Source organism: Streptococcus sp. 20925_1_22 (genome assembly GCF_041431685.1).
In the GTDB taxonomy this organism is placed as follows: domain Bacteria; phylum Bacillota; class Bacilli; order Lactobacillales; family Streptococcaceae; genus Streptococcus.
The window spans coordinates 150,008-167,648 of the sequence record NZ_JAPVYE010000004.1 but is presented as its reverse complement, the minus strand read 5'-3'; the positions used below and the strand labels follow the sequence as shown (position 1 = coordinate 167,648).

General features: G+C 45.7%; 16 protein-coding genes. 6 read left to right on the top strand and 10 right to left on the bottom strand.

The window, feature by feature from the left end; all coding sequences use genetic code 11:
- Positions 1 to 12 precede the first annotated feature (12 nt).
- From trxA to O3621_RS06805, 5 genes are all read right to left on the bottom strand, one after another.
- On the bottom strand, positions 13 to 327 hold the full coding sequence (trxA, locus tag O3621_RS06825) for a thioredoxin (RefSeq protein WP_002898369.1): 315 nt from the start codon (positions 325 to 327) through the stop codon (positions 13 to 15).
- 85 nt (positions 328 to 412) lie between these two features.
- Positions 413 to 1,831, bottom strand: coding sequence for a C69 family dipeptidase (locus tag O3621_RS06820; RefSeq protein ID WP_032916090.1), 1,419 nt, complete (start codon positions 1,829 to 1,831; stop codon positions 413 to 415).
- 78 nt (positions 1,832 to 1,909) lie between these two features.
- On the bottom strand, positions 1,910 to 4,243 hold the full coding sequence (locus tag O3621_RS06815) for an endonuclease MutS2 (protein WP_314449094.1): 2,334 nt from the start codon (positions 4,241 to 4,243) through the stop codon (positions 1,910 to 1,912).
- Positions 4,244 to 4,297: 54 nt separating this feature from the next.
- Positions 4,298 to 4,849, bottom strand: a complete 552-nt coding sequence (locus O3621_RS06810) for a CvpA family protein (protein ID WP_004188805.1) — start codon at positions 4,847 to 4,849, stop codon at positions 4,298 to 4,300.
- 10 nt (positions 4,850 to 4,859) lie between these two features.
- Positions 4,860 to 5,150 (bottom strand): hypothetical protein, encoded by a 291-nt coding sequence (locus O3621_RS06805; protein WP_002919703.1) that lies wholly within the window; start codon positions 5,148 to 5,150, stop codon positions 4,860 to 4,862.
- A 188-nt stretch (positions 5,151 to 5,338) separates the two neighbouring features.
- Here O3621_RS06805 and rnhC point away from each other — a divergent pair, with 188 nt between their 5' ends.
- From rnhC to O3621_RS06790, 3 genes are read left to right on the top strand one after another with little or no spacing between them, the layout of a single operon-like run.
- Complete coding sequence (rnhC, locus tag O3621_RS06800) at positions 5,339 to 6,229, top strand: ribonuclease HIII (RefSeq protein ID WP_004188809.1); 891 nt, start codon at positions 5,339 to 5,341, stop codon at positions 6,227 to 6,229.
- Positions 6,230 to 6,232: 3 nt separating this feature from the next.
- Positions 6,233 to 6,862, top strand: a complete 630-nt coding sequence (lepB, locus tag O3621_RS06795) for a signal peptidase I (protein WP_268699176.1) — start codon at positions 6,233 to 6,235, stop codon at positions 6,860 to 6,862.
- Between the two features lie 59 nt (positions 6,863 to 6,921).
- The gene (locus O3621_RS06790; RefSeq protein ID WP_314449085.1) at positions 6,922 to 9,288 is read left to right on the top strand and encodes an ATP-dependent RecD-like DNA helicase; all 2,367 of its coding nucleotides are present in this window, start codon (positions 6,922 to 6,924) and stop codon (positions 9,286 to 9,288) included.
- 51 nt (positions 9,289 to 9,339) lie between these two features.
- On the opposite strand, the gene O3621_RS06785 is transcribed toward O3621_RS06790, so the two are convergent.
- The 5 genes from O3621_RS06785 to dinB form a co-directional block, all read right to left on the bottom strand.
- Complete coding sequence (locus tag O3621_RS06785; RefSeq protein WP_004188816.1) at positions 9,340 to 9,978, bottom strand: TetR/AcrR family transcriptional regulator; 639 nt, start codon at positions 9,976 to 9,978, stop codon at positions 9,340 to 9,342.
- A 75-nt stretch (positions 9,979 to 10,053) separates the two neighbouring features.
- Positions 10,054 to 10,809, bottom strand: a complete 756-nt coding sequence (locus O3621_RS06780) for a CPBP family intramembrane glutamic endopeptidase (protein WP_004188819.1) — start codon at positions 10,807 to 10,809, stop codon at positions 10,054 to 10,056.
- The gene (locus O3621_RS06775; protein WP_371513974.1) at positions 10,799 to 11,593 is read right to left on the bottom strand and encodes a lysostaphin resistance A-like protein; all 795 of its coding nucleotides are present in this window, start codon (positions 11,591 to 11,593) and stop codon (positions 10,799 to 10,801) included. Before O3621_RS06775 ends, O3621_RS06780 begins: the two co-directional genes overlap by 11 nt.
- A gap of 319 nt (positions 11,594 to 11,912) precedes the next feature.
- Positions 11,913 to 12,239: a hypothetical protein gene (locus tag O3621_RS06770; protein WP_002914412.1), complete on the bottom strand. Its 327-nt coding sequence runs from the start codon at positions 12,237 to 12,239 to the stop codon at positions 11,913 to 11,915.
- Between the two features lie 211 nt (positions 12,240 to 12,450).
- Positions 12,451 to 13,515 (bottom strand): DNA polymerase IV, encoded by a 1,065-nt coding sequence (dinB, locus tag O3621_RS06765; protein WP_004188827.1) that lies wholly within the window; start codon positions 13,513 to 13,515, stop codon positions 12,451 to 12,453.
- A gap of 369 nt (positions 13,516 to 13,884) precedes the next feature.
- Here dinB and pflB point away from each other — a divergent pair, with 369 nt between their 5' ends.
- The 3 genes from pflB to O3621_RS06750 all read left to right on the top strand — a co-directional run bounded on the left by pflB (position 13,885) and on the right by O3621_RS06750 (position 17,601).
- Positions 13,885 to 16,200, top strand: coding sequence for a formate C-acetyltransferase (pflB, locus tag O3621_RS06760; protein WP_004188829.1), 2,316 nt, complete (start codon positions 13,885 to 13,887; stop codon positions 16,198 to 16,200).
- A gap of 152 nt (positions 16,201 to 16,352) precedes the next feature.
- Positions 16,353 to 17,129 (top strand): threonine/serine exporter family protein, encoded by a 777-nt coding sequence (locus O3621_RS06755; RefSeq protein ID WP_004188833.1) that lies wholly within the window; start codon positions 16,353 to 16,355, stop codon positions 17,127 to 17,129.
- Positions 17,130 to 17,133: 4 nt separating this feature from the next.
- A complete protein-coding gene (locus O3621_RS06750; RefSeq protein WP_004188835.1) occupies positions 17,134 to 17,601 on the top strand; it encodes a threonine/serine exporter family protein in 468 nt (155 codons plus the stop codon).
- The last annotated feature ends 40 nt before the right edge of the window (positions 17,602 to 17,641 follow it).

Genomic DNA, 17,641 nt, shown 5'->3' with positions numbered 1-17,641 from the left:
TTGGCTATGCTATTAACTCAATTCGGCGATAATAGCCTTGAGCTGGTCTTTGGTATGAACACCTGCGACTTGCTTAACGACTTGTCCGTCTTTCTTGAACAGAAGGGTCGGAATAGACATAATGCCAAATTCGCGGGCAGTATTTGGATTTTCATCCACATCCATTTTGAGGATTTTCAATTCGTCCTCATGAACTTCTCCTGCCAACTGCTCCAAGATAGGTGCCTGCATACGGCATGGACCGCACCAAGTTGCCCAAAAGTCAATCAGAACCAATCCGTCTTTTGTTTCTTCTGCGAATGTTGCATCTGTAACTGCTGCTACCATAATTTTTCTCCTTTGAATAGCTTACTTTTTATAACATTTTACACCAAAAACAAGAGAAAGAAAAATATTTGCTACGGGTAGCACCTCAGTCACTTAGTGAGAAATGATTGGTCATGAGATTGCTGGCATCCAAGAGAACTTTCTCCAAGAGCTGGTCTGTCGCTTCTTGCACCTTGTCGCTCATGGCTTGATTTTCAGCTTCAAAGTCCACATCCTCGCCCTTGGCCAGAGCTCGGTCTACCCGACCAATCATTTCATGACCCCAGGCCATGGTCTTTTCCTGATAATCATCCAAGTCTCCGACATGACTGCTAAAATGAGCATCAGCCAACCCAGCAATGAGTCGATTAGCCCAGTAGAAAGAATCTGTCGAAACCTTGTCCGTCGTATTGGCAAAGTAGTCTGGCGTTGTCGAGACTTGAGTAAAGAAAGGAACAGCTGTATTGTAAGGCATGGAGCCGTAGGATAGCCACTGGATCCCAGTCGTTTCCTGCGGTTGATTAGGGCGTAGCTGCAAGATAGCTGTCTGGCTGGTCCGATTGATCCCAATAGTCCGGAAGGCCCGTCTGCTGTGGTGGTCCCCCTCTGCTCCGTAAGGATCATAAGGTGAATCCTGATAGTGACTGCTCAGGACATACTTGACATCTTCGATCGTAATCTTGCGGTAAGGCTTGCGGCACCAAGGTATGAAGAAACTCCTTGGATCTTGCTCCACCTCTGGATTGAGAAATCGCTGGATATCCCAAGCTCGCGGCGTATTGTAATGGCGGTCCTTATCCTTCTGGCTGCCAAAAGCATAGCGCGGATTGAAGCCCTCATCCGAGTAATTCAGATTGAGATAATTTTCCTTGATAAAGTTTTTAAGATTTGGATGACAGAGGAAGTGCTCAGGATTGTCAAATTCAAAATAATCACTACCCAGCTGATTGGGGTTGGTCACATAGGCATCATCCGGAACGCGCCGCGCCATCCAATGATGCCCCCCAATGGTTTCCAGCCACCAGATTTCATTGACATCTGAAATGGCAATCCCATTGGACTCATAAGTGCCGTACTCCTCTAGGATTTTCCCTAAGCGTAGAACCCCTTCGCGAGCTGTTTTGATATAGGGCAGAACCAGCGTAAGAATATCTTCCTCGCTGATACCTGACTCGACTAACGGATCAGCCCCCAGCACGCGGCTATTGGTTGTAATCGTTTCCGTTGCGCTGACAGCAACATTATAACTGTTAATCCCAGCAGCTCCCCAGATCCCATCTTTGGGAACTGCATCTGGCACTGCCGTATAGCGGACTGGATTATCTGGCAACTCCATCTCAAAAGATGTCAAAACTGACTGATAATGGCGTGGCTGGTCTTGTGGCTCCACTACGACAAATTTCTTGGGCGTAAAGACCCCGTTTTGTGAATCCTCTGTACGAGCCACAATGGTTGAACCGTCGTAACTGGCCTTCTTGCCTACCAAAATAGTCGTGCAAGAATCTGATGCGTGTTTTAATCTCATGGCTTCTTCCTCCAATCTATTATACGCCTACATTATAGCACAAAAAATGGCTTAACCAGCCATTTTTCTTTATCCTTCTTACTTAAAGATCACAATCGTTGCGCCGCTCCCCCCAGCATTTTGTGGAGCATAGCCGAAAGACTTGACATGCTTGTTGCGGCGGAGGTATTTTGTCACCCCTTCACGGATGACGCCGGTCCCGATACCGTGGATAATATCCACCTGAGCCATGTTATTGAGGAGGGCCTGATCAATAAAGGCATCCAGCTCTTCCATGGCCTCTTCGTAGCGCTTGCCGCGCAGATCCAGTCTGGCTTTCGGTCCAGCAGTATTAGCCCGCTTGACCACATTGACCTGCTTGCGCTTAGGTTGCTGCTCCTTTTCAGCCTTGAGTAAGTTAAACTCCTGCTCTTCTAGAGTCATCTTGATAAGACCGACCTGAGCTTCCCAACGGCCGTCCTTGAGCTGCTTGACCAAGGTTCCCCGCTGACCATAGCTGGTGACTAGGATATCATCTCCCACCTTGGGTGCCCGATTTTTCTTGGCCTGCTTGAGCACCTTATTCTTTGATAAATCAACCGTTTCTGGTGCCAACTTTTTAAGTTGAGCCTTGGCTTCAATAATCTCATGCGGTTTAAGGCTGGACTTATCATGGAGTTTTTTGAGAATGCTCTCACTCTCTGACAAAGCCAAATCAACGATTTCCTGGGCTTCCAATCGCGCCTTATTCAGCTCGGTTTCCTTTTCTCGGTTAAACTCATTATATAGCTTTTTGAGGGCTCGATTAAATTTGAGATTTTCCTGCTCCACCTCGCGGATATTATCCAAGCGCTTGCGGCTTTCCAGCGTCTGCTCCTCTAGGCGCTCAATGATCCGATTGACATCACTGTCTGTGTCAGTCTGCTCTTGGGCATGGCTAACGATAAGTTCAGACAAGCCTAAACGGCGAGCAATTTCAAAGGCATTGGAGCGGCCAGGCACACCCTGCATAAAGCGATAGGTCGGTCTTAAACTATCTGTATCAAACTCCATGCTGGCATTTTCCACCCAGTCCGTCTCAATCCCATAGGCTTTGAGCTCAGGATAGTGGGTCGTCGCCATTGTTTTAATCTGTCTTAGCCGCAAGTCTTCCAAGATAGCAATGGCCAGAGCTGCACCCTCTTGCGGGTCAGTCCCAGCTCCCAGCTCATCCAGCAGAACCAGACTCTCGCTATCAACCTGCTCTAAAATAGAGACGATATTGGTCATGTGACTGGAGAAAGTCGACAGGCTCTGCTCAATGGACTGCTCATCACCAATGTCTGCAAAAATCTGACTGAAAATCCCGACGCGACTTCCCTTGTCTGCCAGAATCGGCAAACCTGACTGGGCCATGATCTGAGCTAAGCCCAAGGTCTTCAGCATGATGGTCTTACCACCCGTATTAGGCCCAGTAATGACAATCTCTGTCAAGTCTGGCCCGAAATGCAGGTCATTGGCCACTGCATTTTCAATCAGGGGATGACGGACACTGAGCAGTTGGATATCCTGCTCTTCCGACAGGTCTGGCACCACTGCTCCCGTCTCCTGCATGAAGCGGACCTTGGCACGCACCAGATCCAGATGTCCGATAATCCAAGCATTGTTGGCAATTTCAGCTGCATGGGGACGGAATAGGTCCGATAATTCCTGCAAAATCCGCTGAATTTCATATCGTTCATCCGCCCGACTGCTGGCGATTTCTTCGTTGAGATTGACAACTGCTCTAGGCTCGATATAGACGGTATTGCCGCTGGCTGAAATATCGTGAACCACACCAGAAATGCGGTTGCGGTAGGTATTTTTCACAGGCAGCACATTGCGGCCATTCCGACTGGCCACTACCTGATCCGCCAGCATCTCTCCCTTGTTTTTGAGAATCTCCTGCAGGATTTCCCGCACCTGATTTTCATTTTCTTGAATTTTTCGGCGGATACGGCTCAGACTTTCGCTGGCAAAACTTTCGATAAAGCCGCCATCATTCACAGCCTGCAGACTTCCTTGTAGCTTAGGGAAAACAGCTAGATTCTCAAACAGACGGTCCAGCTTTTCCAAGTGCACATTTTCCAAGTCCTCATAAAAGGACTTGAGTTCCTGAGTCACAGCCAAGACGCGCTTGAGAGCCAAAAACTCCTCAATATTCAAGTCGCTCTCCAGCTCCAAGCGCTTGGTCAAGGCAGTAATATCCTGAGTCGCAGCTAGACTAAAGTGCGGATGCTGCACAAAAATCTGCTGCATATCTGTCATTTCCAGAAAAGCCGAGGCCACCGTCTCCTTCTTGCTGGTCGGCAAAAGCAGGCCCAGCTCCAGCTGCCCCTGCTCTGTCAAAAGATAGGGAGCAAAAAGTTCTTTTATTTTCTTAAATTCTAAGGTTTCTAAAATTTTTGTGTTCATAATTTTCTTTTCTAGTAAAAAAGAACCCAGCTAGCAGGCCAACTGAGTCGTCTTTTATCCGATAACTTGATTCACCCAGAGATCTTTGAGGATATTGGATGTGATAGGGGTATACTTGACAATAAAGCGAATCATGAAGCTGCTATTGAGCCGCTCCTGAACCATCTCCATCGGCACCGTCGCTAAAATAGTCAGGCACATTCCTAAAACAAAAATAGAGATGCAGACAGCGATAGCTCCGCTGGTCACATTGTACCATTTGGTATCCAGCTTATTGGGATAGGGAATCAGATTGGCAAAAATCCCGAAAAAGCGCCCAAGGATATAGACAGCCGTAAAGATAATGAGATAGGCCAAACCAGCATAAAAAACCTGATCCAACTGAAAAAGCTGGGAGCTAGGGAAAAAATAGGTCGAAGAGCCCTGAGTTGCGCTAGCGTAAGGCACCCAAAGGCTGATAAACTTAGCCAAGCTTTTATAAAAAGCTCCAGCTACCAGCATAGAAACCATGGTTGCAACAGCATAATAGCTCTGCAGAACAATACCACGAGAGTAGCCAATATAAAAGCTCCAGGCCAATATTAGTAAAATAACAATAGAAAACATTATTTCTCCTCTATTTACCTGACTTTTCTCTCAGCTCACTGAGCATTTTGTGACGAAAATCTTCTAGTTCTTTTTCCTTGTCGTCAAACTCAATCTCGCGGCTAAGCTGAGTAGATAGGCTATTGACCGCCAGCAAAATCGCCAGGACTTCATCATCTGCCGCAGGCATCTGCTCTTTGATAGCCTTGTATTTTTCCTTCGCTACCCGTTCCACTTCTTCCATAAAGAGATTATCGTGTTCTGTTGTTAGAGTTAAGGTCTTGTTTCCAAATGTAAATTTATATCGATTCAAATTTGCCATAAAATCACCTCATTGTATTATATCAAAAAAGAAGCCCTTTGTCAGTTATTAAAACACTGGGAACTAGACAGGGACTTTCTTTTTCATCTTTTTTGACATTGCAAGCAGCGGTGCGCTCCTACAAAATTTTTGTAGGATTTTCAATCTTATGACTTTAGACTTTTCCATTTTATGGTACAATAGGGGGTATGGAAAGTATCACCCTCAGTCCCAAACAGCAAGAAATTCAGGCTTTTGTTGAGACATATCAGAGCCAGCTGGCTCCCAGCAAGAACCCGCATATTCAATATTTCTTCCGGCTGGATCAGGCGACGGTCAGTGTCTTTAGCTCCGGAAAAGCTCTCTTTCAAGGGGCTAAAGCTGCTCACTACGCTGGCTTTTTTGGCCATCAACCAGAAAAATCCAGTTCTAGTCCTACTTCTCAGGATTTTACCCTCATTGGGACAGATGAGGTCGGAAACGGCTCCTACTTTGGAGGTCTAGCCGTTGTGGCTTCTTTCGTTAGTCCCGGCCAGCACGACTTTCTGAGAAAACTGGGTGTCGGTGATTCTAAAACCTTGAACGATAGCAAGATTCGCCAACTGGCACCTGTCTTGAAAGAAAAGATTGCTCATCAAGCTCTGCTCCTATCGCCAGAGAAGTATAATGAAGTCATCGCTTCTGGCTACAATGCCGTCTCTGTCAAAGTAGCCTTACATAATCAAGCTATTTATCTACTGCTGCAGAAAGGCATCAATCCCGAAAAAATTGTCATCGATGCCTTTACCAGCCAGCAAAACTACAAAAAATATCTAAAGCAGGAAAAAAATCATTTTCCAAATCCGGTAAGTCTGATTGAAAAAGCTGAAGGAAAGTTCCTAGCTGTTGCGGTCAGCTCTATTATCGCTCGTGACCTCTTTCTGGAAAATCTAGAGAACCTCAGCCAAGAGTTAGGCTATACCCTGCCTAGCGGGGCCGGAAGCAAGAGCGATCATGTTGCCAGCCAGATTCTTCAAGCCTACGGAATGGCCGGTCTGCAGCATTCTGCTAAACTCCACTTTAAAAATACTGAAAAAGCACAAAAACTTCTAGAAAGGTAACCTATGAAAAAATCAAATCCTGTCCTCGCATTTCTCAAAGAATGGGGCCTCTTTCTCTTCTTTATCTCTGTCATTATTCTGTCACGGCTATTTCTCTGGTCCCCTGTAAAGGTAGACGGTCACTCTATGGATCCTACGCTGGCCAATGGGGAATACCTGCTTGTACTCAAACATCAGTCTATTGACCGCTTTGATATCGTTGTCGCCACTGAGACAGATAATGACGGAACGACCAAGGAGATTGTCAAGCGGGTCATCGGTATGCCGGGTGACACTATTCAGTATGAAAACGATACTCTTTACATCAACGGCAAAAAAACAGACGAACCTTACCTGACGGACTACATCAAGAAATTTAAAGAAGACAAGCTCCAATCCACTTATACTGGGGACGATTATGATGACAATGGTGAGTTTTTCAGAAAACTCGCAGCTCAGGCTCAAGCCTTCACTGTTGATAGTGAAGGTAGCCCTGTCTTCACCGTCAAGCTTCTGGATGATGAATATCTTCTTCTAGGTGACGACCGGATTGTTTCCAAGGATAGCCGCCAAGTCGGTACCTTCCAAAAAGAACAAATTCAGGGCGAAGCCAAGTTCCGCTTCTGGCCGCTGCTGCCCTTTAAGACCTATTAAGCATATCGAACTCAGTTGAACGTCAGCTGAGTTCGTTTTAAAAGAAAAACCTATAAACTATGGAATTTTACTTTTCAGGAACGATTGAACGCATTATTTTTGAAAATCCTAGCAACTTTTTCCGTATCCTGCTCTTAGATATTGAGGATACCGATGCCGAGGATTTTGAAGATTTTGAAATCATTGTCACCGGCTCCATGGCAGATGTCATGGAAGGCGAAGATTACAGCTTCTGGGGCAGTCTTGTCCAGCACCCCAAATATGGCCAGCAGCTGAAAATTTCCCGCTATGAGCGAGCAAAACCCAGCAGTAAAGGCCTAGTAAAATACTTCTCCAGCGACCATTTCAAGGGCATCGGGGTCAAGACTGCTCAAAAAATCGTCCAACTCTACGGAGAAGATACCGAAGACACCATTGACAAGATTTTAGCAGAGCCGGAAAAGCTGACCCAGATAAACGGCTTAGCAGCTAAGAACCGAGAGGCCTTTGTCGCCAAGCTCAGACTCAACTACGGAACTGAGATGGTACTGGCCAAGCTAGCAGCCTACGGCATTCCCAATAAGCTGGCTTTTCAAATCCAGGATACCTACAAGGAAGAAACGCTGGATATTGTCGAAAAATATCCCTATCAGCTGGTAGAGGATATTCAGGGGATCGGCTTTAAAATCGCTGACCATCTGGCAGAAGAGCTGGGTATCCAAAGTGATGCCCCTGAGCGTTTTCGGGCTGGCCTTGTCCATACCTTGCTGACCCAGTCCATGGAGCGGGGAGATACCTATGTCGAAGCTCGTGATTTACTAGAACATACCATCGAACTCTTAGAAAGCTCACGCCAAGTGGAGCTGGACCCTAGTCTAGTTGCTGATGAGCTGGCTCATCTAATTGAGGAAGATAAGGTCCAGAATGTAGAGACCAAGATCTTTGAAAACAGCCTATTTTTTGCTGAAGAAGGAATAAGGAGTAATCTAGTCCGTCTGCTGGAAAAAGGCAAGCAAGATTCTTTCGACCAAGATAAGATTACTACAGCTATCCAGCAAGTGGAGGAGAACTCCGGCATCTCCTATGACAGCATCCAAAAAGAAGCCATCCGTCAGGCTATCAATCAGAAGGTCTTTATCCTAACTGGCGGACCGGGTACTGGAAAAACTACCGTTATCAACTGTATCATCGCAGTCTACGCCCAGCTTCGCGGTTTGGATCTGCGAAAGGTCAATGATCTGCCTATTCTGCTCGCGGCTCCCACTGGACGTGCTGCTCGGCGCATGAACGAATTGACCGGTCTTCCTAGCGCCACTATTCACCGCCATTTGGGAATGACTGGCGATGATGATACCAGTCATTTGGATGATTATCTGGATGCTGATTTTATCATTGTGGATGAATTTTCCATGGTGGATACTTGGCTGGCTAATCAGCTGCTCAGCAATATCTCCTCTCAGACCAAGCTCTTGATTGTCGGAGATGCGGATCAACTTCCGTCTGTCAGTCCAGGTCAGGTTCTGGCAGACTTGCTGCAGATACCGACTATCCCACAGACCAAGCTGGAAACCATCTATCGGCAGAGCGAAGAGTCTACAATCGTCACACTGGCCAGCCAGATTCAGAAGGGCATTTTACCAGCAGACTTTACAGAGAAAAAAGCGGATCGCTCGTATTTTGAAGCTAGAAATGAGCATATTCCGCCTATGATTGAGAAAATCACTAGCGCAGCCATTCGCAGCGGTATCCCAGCTCAAGACGTTCAGGTATTGGCACCTATGTATCGGGGGCCAGCCGGCATTGACCAGATTAACAATCTTATGCAAAATCTCATCAATCCTGTAGAGAAAGATGAATTAACCTTTGAAGCTCCCGACTGTCAGTATCGCCAAGGAGACAGGGTTATCCACTTGGTCAATGATGCTGAAAGCAATGTCTTCAACGGTGACTTAGGCTATATCAGCGACCTGCTGCCTGCTAAGTACACTGACTCCAAGCAGGACGAGCTGACCATTGACTTTGATGGCAATGAACTTGTTTATCAGCGCAGCGAGTGGTACAAGATTCGCCTAGCCTACGCCATGAGCATTCACAAGTCTCAGGGCAGTGAATTTCCCGTGGTTATCTTGCCCATCACCAAGAGCAGTCACCGGATGCTGCAGCGCAACCTCATCTACACCGCTATCACCCGCGCCAAGAGCAAGTTGATCTTACTTGGGGAAAAAGCAGCCTTTGACTATGCTGCAAAAAACACTGGCACCGCCCGCAAAACCTATCTAATCGAGCGCTTTGGCGACTTCCCGCAAGCTGAGAGCAATATTCACAATCCTGTGGATAAAATGAAAACACCTGTGGAAAACTATGTCCTGACTGAAGAAAACTTCCAGAAAATTGACCCCCTAATCGGCCTGACCGAGGAAGATATCCACAGTATATTCAGCACATAAATAAAAAGGCTGGGACAGAACTAAAAAATTTAATTCTGTCCCAGCCTTTTTTTATGCCTTATTTTTCTGGCTAAAGAGCTGCAGGAGCTCGTCAGTAAAGACATCCAGACCGACCGAGGTCATCATAAACTGCAGAAAATGGAAACGTTCTGGCAGTTTTTCGGGCTCACTTTCAAAAGCGGTCCCATGCATCCAGAAGTTCACCAGCAGCAGAAAAACTTCTGCAGCCTCTTCCGGATACTGGGTCTGAAGGGAGCCATCTGCCATCCCTTTTTTGATAATGTCACTGACCACAGGGGCGCCTATCCGCAGATTGTCCCGCATCATGGTCAAAATAAAGCCCGCGTCCTTCTCATACTCACCCACAATGCCGTCCGTAGCCCGGGCTGTCTGACTTTCCAGATTAGACTTGAGGATGGTCTGCAGCTGCTCCCTGCCAGTCAGATTTTCCGTAGCCTTGAGCCACTGCTTCATCTCTTTTTCCATCAGCTCCTGCCGGCTCCTCAACACCGCAAGGACAATCTCATCTTTTGACTTGAAATGATGGTAGATAGCCCCCTTGGAGATGCCCGCCGTCTGAGCAATATCCTGCATACTGGTCTTTTCGGACCCCTTTTGGATAAAGAGCTGGGTTGCTGTATTTAAAATTTTTTCTCTCATGGCCTGGGATTTGTCTTTTCGCTGCGCCATTCTGTTCCCCTTTGTTTCTAATATAGCTTTATTCTACCAAAAAAGCCGGAGAAATACAAAATCATAAAAATATCTTTAAGCCTTGTCTTGCTGATCCCTTTGATACCAAAGATAGATACTGTAAGCCGCCATCAAGATATAGCCTAGGAAAAAGAGCGGATTTTCCGTCCCCTTCCCCAGGAAAATGCCTTCACCAATGGTATTGATGGCCCCGTGGAAAAGAACACAGTAAAGGATGGACTGACTGACCTTGTAAAGAGCCGCCAGCCAGAAACGGGCGAGCAGGCAGGCGGCAGTAAAGACTAGAAAAGAAGTCCCTGCCTGACTGCTGCCGGGGGTAAAGAAGAGGGGCAGATGCCAGACAGCCCAGATTAAACCAGTTGTTACAGTTGCTAAGGGAAAGGGCAGGATCTTCTCCAGACTTGGCTGCAGGAAGCCCTGCCAGCCAATCTCTTCATTGCCGCCTGTCAGAAGAGTCGTTACCAGAGCCAGAACCAAGACATTCAAAAGATTCAAACCTGGCAGCGGCCTGGTCACAAAGGCAATGGAAATCGTGTATAGCCCCACAAAAATCAATAGATAAGGCCAGCTTCTTTTCCTAGTAAACTTGATAAAAGCCAGCATTTCTTTCAAAGACTTACCTAAGACAAGCTTGGCACTTATAGCAGGACCAAATGCTCCCACTATCGTGAGAAGCGGAGGAAGCAACGGCACTCGCCCTTTCAGCACAGCCGAGAGAATCCACGCAGACCAAGTGATACCAAAAGTCCTAAGCAGAAACATTAGAATTTGCTTGACAGATGAGGAATCTTTATAGCTTCTAGCTTGCATCTTTCTGAACTCCTTTCCGATTGCCCTTCCAATACCACCAGCCGACCAGCAGGGCGGTCATGACCAGATTAGCAACCTGGAAGCTGAGATACCTTCCGCCATTTGTAGCACTGCCGACAATCGTCGCCTGAGCAAAGTTAATGCAGCCGTGAAAGGCCATGCAGGCAAAGACAGAGGCCGTCTGCTTGTAGAGAACCGCCAGACAGAAACAGAGCAAGATACCAAAGGAGAGATAGAAGGTCAAAGAAACCTGACTTTGACTCGTTCCCGGAATCAGCCAGAGGGGCAGATGCCAGGCCACCCAGACCAGAGCCGTGATGACAGTTGCCAGAGGGAAGGAGAATTTTTTCTCCAGAGCCGGCTGCAGCACTCCCCGCCAGCCCAGCTCTTCGTTCCCGCCTCCAACAAAGGTGACAAAGATCCAACCAAGAGGAAACATGAGCATGGCATTGAGCGGCGGTAATACAGGATTGGCAATAAAGAGAGTCAAAATCCGAACCAGACAGAAGGCCAGCATATAAATCCACCAGCCCTTAGCATGAGAAAAGATAAAGTCCAGCATCTTCTTAGGATGAGAAATTTTGAGGCTGATAAAAGTTCCCAAGGCCGGTCCGAAGCCACCGATGATAATGAGAGCATAGCCCAAAGGCTCAGCCCCGCTGGTCAGCTTCAGGGCGGCTAAAATATACAGAATCAGCCAGGATCCCCAGCTAATACCAAAGGTCCAAGCTAAGAAAGGCCAAATATGCTTGGGTTCTGGTCCTACATGTGTTTGTGTGTTCATACGATAACTCCTTATCAAATGTAGAATAGTGAAAAGTCATCCGAAAACTGGACAAAGGCATCCTTTACTCTCAGTCGTTCAGATGATTGCCTGTTTTGAAACGTAGTCTTTTTAAATTCCGACCATTCGGTTTGTTTTATTATAAAAAATAAAGACCTGCGCCACATAGAAAACATAGTCTTTTATTCCTTGCCTAAAATAAAAAGCAAAGATAGACTAAATGATGCTAAAAGCTATGTAAGTACCGTTTAGCTACTGCCAGCTGCTTTTTGTTTCTAAGTTGTCCTGGCTCTGATGCTTAAGACAGGTCATCTCTCTGCTACTTACTCCTTTCTTGATTTTGCAATCGCCGGATATGCCAGAGATTGGAGGCAAGGCTCAGACCCCCTACTGCCATAATACCCAGTCCTCGCCATGGGCTAAAGACAGAAGTCAGCAAGCCACCAGCAAGGACAGCATATCCAGCTTTGACTCCCCACTTAGAATAGCGTATGCCATTCTCACCCTGTGTTATCTTTTCTAGCCACACCTTACGTTTTTCTGCCTGCTGCTGCAAAAACTCTTTCTGACCTTCCCGCTGTCGATCCAGCTCCTGATTCAACTTGAGGATGTGCTCGCTTGTTTTTTCTACTACAGATTTCTTCATTTCTGCTCCTTTCTTTTTAAAAACCGACCGGGCGGTTTTTATTTTATAGACCCAGTATAACAGACACAGAAAACTTTGTCCAGTATTTTTTCAAAAAAGATTATTTTTAGTTAATGAAAATCATCAGACAACTTAGAAACTCGTCACAAGCAACTATCTCATACTAAAAACATTTTCTAAAAAAGCCTGGTATCGAACCAAGCCTTTATCTTTATTCAAACCCCGTCACTGTCAGTCCTAGCAGTCGGATACCTCGTGGTTGTTCTTCCAAGCTATCATATATCTCATGAGCCGTTCGCTCGATTTGCTCCTTGTCTTGAGTAGCTAAGGCCAAACTTTTTCTTTTAGTCAAGGTGGAGAAATCGGCATAGCGGATTTTCAGAACGATGGTTCGTCCTTTCTTATCATGCTTAGTCAAGCTATTTTCTACCTTCTGCGCCAACAGGGTCAGCTCTTTCTTAATATCCTCCTCATTATAGAGCAGTTTGGCATAGGTCCGCTCCTTCCCAATCGACTTACGAATACGATTGGATTTGACCGGACTATTGCTGATGCCACGCGCTTTCCGGTAGAGATCAAAACCAAAGCGGCCAAACTTATCAATTAAAGTCATTTCCGGTATCTTGAGCAGATCTGCACCGGTATAGACGCCCATCTCATGCAGTTTCTCGACACTCTTCTTGCCAACTCCATGAAATTTAGCTATGTCCATTGGGGCCAGAAAGGCCTCTGCCTCTTCAGGCAGAATGACGGTCAGACCATGAGGCTTCTCATAGTCGCTAGCAATCTTGGCCAGAAACTTATTATAAGAAACGCCTGCCGAAGCCGTCAGATGGAGTTCATTCCAGATATCGTGCTGAATCAGCTTGGCTATTTTGACTGCGGATTTAATCTCTAGCTTGTTTTCCGTTACATCCAGATAAGCCTCGTCGATGCTCATGGGTTCAATCAAGTCCGTATAGCGTTTGAAAATCTCTCGGATCTGCAAGCCGACTGCCTGATATTTTTCGTAATTCCCCGATATAAAAATCCCCTGAGGGCAACGCTCATAGGCTTCCTTGGAGCTCATAGCCGAATGAACTCCGAACTTTCTGGCCTCATAATTGCAGGTGGAGACGACACCACGACCACCAGTCAAACGGGGATCGCTGCCGATAATGACCGGATGTCCCTTTAGCTTAGGATTATCCCGCTCTTCCACCGAAGCGAAAAAAGCATCCATATCAATGTGGATAATCTTCCGAGATGTATCGTTAATCAGTGGAAAAATCAGCATGTCTTCCTCCTTTCTCCTGCCATCAATCTCAGCTTACAAGCTTTCACAAAGTCGGCCCTTTTTGCTCAAATAAATCTGAAACAGTTTTTCGTTCTTGTAAAAAGTATTTTAAAAGTAAGATTCTTCGTCAGTAATTTTTATATGACATTTTAATTACTTTTATTATAACTTTTTTACCCATTTTTCCAAAATATTTGAAAAGAGTCATGTTTTTCAAATCTATAGTACACATCTGCGACTTTTTACTTTCTGTATTATAAAAGAAAGTCTTTCTTTCTGCCGAAAATGGTTTGTGAAACCGATTACCGTATGATATACTTTACTTATAAATGTAACAGTTTATGTTGCTAGAATAAAGAGGAAAATCAAATGGTTGTAAAAACAGTTGTTGAAGCTCAAGATATTTTTGACAAAGCTTGGGAAGGCTTCAAAGGTGAAGACTGGAAAGAGAAAGCAAGTGTTTCTCGCTTCGTTCAAGCTAACTACACACCTTATGATGGAGATGAAAGCTTTTTGGCAGGTCCTACTGAGCGCTCACTCCACATCAAGAAAATTGTAGAAGAAACAAAAGCTCACTACGAAGAAACTCGTTTCCCAATGGACACTCGTCCAGCATCTATAGCTGGTATCGACGCTGGGTACATTGACAAGGACAACGAACTGATTTACGGTATCCAAAATGACGAACTCTTCAAATTGAACTTCATGCCAAAAGGCGGTATCCGCATGGCTGAAACTACTTTGAAAGAAAATGGATACGAACCAGATCCCGCTGTTCATGAAATCTTTACTAAATATGTTACTACAGTAAATGACGGTATCTTCCGTGCTTACACTTCTAACATCCGCCGTGCTCGTCACGCCCACACTGTAACTGGTCTTCCTGATGCTTATTCACGCGGACGTATCATCGGGGTTTACGCACGTCTTGCTCTTTATGGAGCTGACTACCTCATGGCTGAAAAAGTTCGCGACTGGAACGGTTTGACTGATATTGATGAAGAAACAATCCGTCTACGCGAAGAAATCAACCTGCAATACCAAGCACTCGGTGAAGTTGTAAAACTTGGTGACCTTTACGGAGTAGATGTTCGCCGTCCTGCTTTTGACGTTAAAGAAGCTATCCAATGGACTAACATCGCCTTCATGGCTGTCTGCCGTGTCATCAATGGTGCTGCAACATCTCTCGGACGTGTGCCAATCGTTCTTGACATCTATGCTGAACGTGACTTGGCTCGCGGTACTTACACTGAATCAGAAATCCAAGAATTTGTTGATGATTTCGTTATGAAACTTCGTACAGTGAAGTTTGCTCGTACAAAAGCTTACGACCAACTTTACTCTGGTGACCCAACCTTCATCACTACTTCTATGGCAGGTATGGGTAACGATGGCCGTCACCGTGTTACAAAGATGGACTACCGTTTCCTTAACACACTTGACAACATTGGTAACTCTCCAGAACCAAACTTGACCGTTCTCTGGACTGACAAATTGCCATACTCATTCCGTCGCTACTGTATGCACATGAGCCACAAGCACTCTTCTATCCAATACGAAGGTGTAACAACTATGGCTCGAGATGGTTACGGTGAAATGAGCTGTATCTCTTGCTGTGTGTCTCCACTTGACCCTGAAAATGAAGAGCAACGCCACAACATCCAATACTTCGGTGCTCGTGTAAACGTTCTGAAAGCCCTTCTGACAGGTCTCAACGGTGGTTATGACGATGTTCATAAAGACTACAAGGTATTTGACATCGAGCCTATCCGTGACGAAGTTCTTGACTTCGAATCAGTTAAAGCGAACTTTGAAAAATCTCTGGACTGGTTGACCGACACTTACGTAGATGCTTTGAACATCATCCACTACATGACTGACAAGTACAACTACGAAGCTGTTCAAATGGCCTTCTTGCCAACTTACCAACGTGCTAACATGGGATTCGGTATCTGTGGATTTGCCAACACTGTTGATACCTTGTCTGCTATCAAGTATGCAACTGTTAAGCCAATCCGCGACGAAAACGGCTATATCTACGATTACGAAACAATCGGTGATTACCCACGTTGGGGTGAAGATGATCCTCGTTCAAACGAACTGGCTGAATGGTTGGTTGAAGCTTACACAACTCGTCTGCGCAGCCACAAACTGTATAAGAATGCAGAAGCTACTGTGTCTCTTCTGACTATCACATCTAACGTTGCTTACTCTAAACAAACTGGTAACTCACCAGTCCATAAAGGAGTGTACCTCAACGAAGACGGTAGCGTGAACTTGTCTAAATTGGAATTCTTCTCACCAGGTGCTAACCCATCTAACAAGGCAAAAGGTGGCTGGTTGCAAAACTTGAACTCTCTTGCTAGCTTGGACTTCAGTTACGCAGCTGACGGTATCTCATTGACAACTCAAGTTTCACCTCGTGCGCTTGGTAAGACTCACGACGAACAAGTAGACAACTTGGTTACTATCCTAGATGGCTACTTCGAAAACGGTGGTCAGCACGTTAACTTGAACGTTATGGACTTGAAGGATGTTTACGACAAGATTATGTCTGGCGAAGATGTTATCGTTCGTATCTCAGGTTACTGTGTAAATACTAAGTACTTGACTCCAGAGCAAAAGACTGAATTGACTCAACGTGTCTTCCACGAAGTGCTCTCTATGGACGATGCTTTGAGCTAATAAACGACTTACAAACCATTTGAAAGAAGATTGGAAATCTCCAGTCTTCTTTTTTATATCTATGAGTCTAAATGACTGCCAACTTGATGATATTTTTTAGAGGCTTTATGGTATAATGGTTCTATTGCTATACTAGGAAAAGGACTGGGGAAATGACAGAGAAAGGTATCAGGGAAGAAGCCAAAGATTTCAATCTGGCGGTAGATGTCATCATGCTGGCTGGGACACTGCTGCTGCAGAGCGGATCCGAGACCTATCGGGTAGAAGACACCATGATTCGTATCGCTCATTCGCAAGGGATTATCGACTGCAATGCCTTAGCAATGCCAGTGGCTATTTTCTTTTCGATTGAAAATACAAATATCTCACGGATGAAGCGCAATCTCAAGACCAACTACAATATCGAAAAGGTCTGCGATGTCAATCAGGTCTCCCGTCAGTTGGTTACAGGAGAAATCAGCCTTCAAGAGGCTTTTGATGAGCTGAATCGCCTCAAAGTGAAGGAGCTGCCCTATAACAACAAGCAGCTGATTGCTGCCGCAACGCTCAGTGCTCCCTTCTTCTCCATCATGTTTGGCGGAAACTTCTACGATGCTTTAGGCGCGGCCATTGCCACCTTCTTTGGCTTTGCTTTCTCTTTGTATGTTGACAAATATATCCGTATCCCTTTTGTGACAGCTTTTGCCGGAGCCTTCGTCTTTGGACTGCTGGCTCATATCTGGACACGCTATTCTGGTTTTAACTCCACAGATGATTTGATTATTGCAGGTTCTGTCATGCCTTTTGTGCCCGGCATTGCTCTGACCAACTCTGTGCGTGACATCATGACCAACCATATCAACTCTGGGATGAGCAAGCTCTTTGAATCGCTCCTCATCACTCTTGCTCTCGGTGCAGGTACCTCTGTCGCCCTCCTTATTATGAAATAAGCCTATGACAATCTTGACTTTCTTACTGCAAGCAGTTGCCAGCCTACTGGCCATTATTACTTTTTTGATCGTCCTAAATGTCCAGCGGAGTATGCTGATTCCCGGTGGAGTACTGGGTATGGCTATTTGGCTGCTCTATCTCCTGCTCAAAGGACCGACCAATGTCATCATAGCAACCTTTGTGGCTGCTATCCTTGGTTCCTGCATCAGTCAAATCCTCAGCATCATCTACAAAACGCCTGCTGTTGTTTTTATTTTGGCCATTCTAGCCCCCTTGGTCCCAGGCTATATTTCCTATCGGACGACTGCCTTCTTTGTCACTGGTGACTATAGCCAGGCCATGATTCACGCCACTCTGGTAGTCATTCTAGCCTTGGTCATCTCAATTGGCATGGCCAGCGGCACTGTCGTACTCAAGCTCTATCACTATTTAAAAAAGCGCCAAAGCAAACTCACAGTAAATAAACAGTAGAACTATCTGCTGTTTTTCTTTTGGAAAATACATCTTAAGC

Excerpts from the sequence above, each read along its gene's own strand:
- trxA (WP_002898369.1), bottom strand. The coding sequence starts at position 327 with ATGGTAGCAGCAGTTACAGATGCAACATTCGCAGAAGAAACAAAAGAC.
- O3621_RS06820 (WP_032916090.1), bottom strand. The coding sequence starts at position 1,831 with ATGAGATTAAAACACGCATCAGATTCTTGCACGACTATTTTGGTAGGC.
- O3621_RS06815 (WP_314449094.1), bottom strand. The coding sequence starts at position 4,243 with ATGAACACAAAAATTTTAGAAACCTTAGAATTTAAGAAAATAAAAGAA.
- O3621_RS06810 (WP_004188805.1), bottom strand. The coding sequence starts at position 4,849 with ATGTTTTCTATTGTTATTTTACTAATATTGGCCTGGAGCTTTTATATT.
- O3621_RS06805 (WP_002919703.1), bottom strand. The coding sequence starts at position 5,150 with ATGGCAAATTTGAATCGATATAAATTTACATTTGGAAACAAGACCTTA.
- rnhC (WP_004188809.1), top strand. The coding sequence starts at position 5,339 with ATGGAAAGTATCACCCTCAGTCCCAAACAGCAAGAAATTCAGGCTTTT.
- lepB (WP_268699176.1), top strand. The coding sequence starts at position 6,233 with ATGAAAAAATCAAATCCTGTCCTCGCATTTCTCAAAGAATGGGGCCTC.
- O3621_RS06790 (WP_314449085.1), top strand. The coding sequence starts at position 6,922 with ATGGAATTTTACTTTTCAGGAACGATTGAACGCATTATTTTTGAAAAT.
- O3621_RS06785 (WP_004188816.1), bottom strand. The coding sequence starts at position 9,978 with ATGGCGCAGCGAAAAGACAAATCCCAGGCCATGAGAGAAAAAATTTTA.
- O3621_RS06780 (WP_004188819.1), bottom strand. The coding sequence starts at position 10,809 with ATGCAAGCTAGAAGCTATAAAGATTCCTCATCTGTCAAGCAAATTCTA.
- O3621_RS06775 (WP_371513974.1), bottom strand. The coding sequence starts at position 11,593 with ATGAACACACAAACACATGTAGGACCAGAACCCAAGCATATTTGGCCT.
- O3621_RS06770 (WP_002914412.1), bottom strand. The coding sequence starts at position 12,239 with ATGAAGAAATCTGTAGTAGAAAAAACAAGCGAGCACATCCTCAAGTTG.
- dinB (WP_004188827.1), bottom strand. The coding sequence starts at position 13,515 with ATGCTGATTTTTCCACTGATTAACGATACATCTCGGAAGATTATCCAC.
- pflB (WP_004188829.1), top strand. The coding sequence starts at position 13,885 with ATGGTTGTAAAAACAGTTGTTGAAGCTCAAGATATTTTTGACAAAGCT.
- O3621_RS06755 (WP_004188833.1), top strand. The coding sequence starts at position 16,353 with ATGACAGAGAAAGGTATCAGGGAAGAAGCCAAAGATTTCAATCTGGCG.
- O3621_RS06750 (WP_004188835.1), top strand. The coding sequence starts at position 17,134 with ATGACAATCTTGACTTTCTTACTGCAAGCAGTTGCCAGCCTACTGGCC.